This is a genomic window from Arenibacter nanhaiticus, from assembly GCF_900141935.1.
GTDB lineage: Bacteria > Bacteroidota > Bacteroidia > Flavobacteriales > Flavobacteriaceae > Arenibacter > Arenibacter nanhaiticus.
The window spans coordinates 1-1111 of record NZ_FQYX01000084.1 but is presented as its reverse complement, the minus strand read 5'-3'; the positions used below and the strand labels follow the sequence as shown (position 1 = coordinate 1111).

General features: G+C 52.9%; 1 protein-coding gene and 1 pseudogene. Both read right to left on the bottom strand.

Annotation, left to right across the window (positions count from 1 at the left end; all coding sequences use genetic code 11):
• Positions 1 to 161 (bottom strand): annotated as a pseudogene (locus tag BUA16_RS19290) (IS91 family transposase); the annotation flags it as partial.
• Positions 162 to 163: 2 nt separating this feature from the next.
• A complete protein-coding gene (locus BUA16_RS18180) occupies positions 164 to 757 on the bottom strand; it encodes a tyrosine-type recombinase/integrase (RefSeq protein WP_317045406.1) in 594 nt (197 codons plus the stop codon).
• Between the last annotated feature and the right edge of the window lie 354 nt (positions 758 to 1111).

Sequence of the window (1111 nt, the reverse complement as noted above, 5' to 3'; positions counted from 1 at the left end):
CCAGGGTTGTCGCAACGGTCTATATGCCCGCCCAATGCTGCGGTGCGGCATTTGCGCAGGGCGTGCAGGGTCCTTGACTGCCAGCTATTGGCACAAAGGCCGGCGAGCTGTTCCCTGTTGCGTTCCAATACCTGGGCCACTTCGTAAGTGGCGCGTGACACCGTTACAGATTATAAAGCCGCTCCAACGGGCTGAAGGGCCTTTGTCTGACCAGTTGTGCCACATGCAGGTAGGCAAGCGTGGTCTGGATATCGGCGTGCCCCAACAGGTCCTTGACACTGATGATGTCCAGACCCATTTCCAAAAGATGGGTCGCATAGCTGTGCCGCAGGCTATGGGTGGTGACCTCTTTTTGGATACCGCTGTGTTTGCGTGCCTCGCGAACGATCCATCGCACTCCCGTGGTGGACAGTGCAACGGGATTGCCTTCCCTGTCATTGCCGTTAAAGCACCAGGTGACGGGCCTTTCCGCCCTGATGTACTTCCTTAGGCCCCGGACCTGCATCGCGCACAATGGGACATAGCGGTCCTTCCTCCCCTTGCCCTGGCGTACGTGCAGCATCTTTCTCTCAAGGTCCAGGTCCTTCAGCTGGAGGTTGCAGAGTTCAAAGCTGCGAAGGCCACAGCCATAGAGCATGGCCAGTACCAAACGGTGTTTGAGAAGTTTTGGGGCCTTTAGAAGCTGCCTTACCTCGTTATGGCCCAATACTACCGGTAGCTTCTTGGGCCGTTCTATAGAAGGCAATATGACCCGCATCTCCTTCATTCCCGAGATACGGTAGGCATATCTCAGACCATAGACGGTATGCTTGAAGAAACTCTCCGATGGCGTCTTGTGCTGGGATTTCAGAACGTGCAGGTAATCCAGGACCTGCTCCTGGTCAAGGTCCAGCGGACTGCATTTGAAATGGAGTGCAATGTGTGCCAGGCATCTGAAGTAATTGGTAAGTGTACTTTGGCTTTTGCCGGCCAGTTCTACGGAACGCTTTAACTTACGGTACAGTTCGTTAAACTCCGGAACGGAATTACAGGCCCTATCAATAAGGGTACTACTTTTTTTTCATAACTTTAAACTTTATGATTAAACCTATCCTAAAGGTAGTGAACAGCA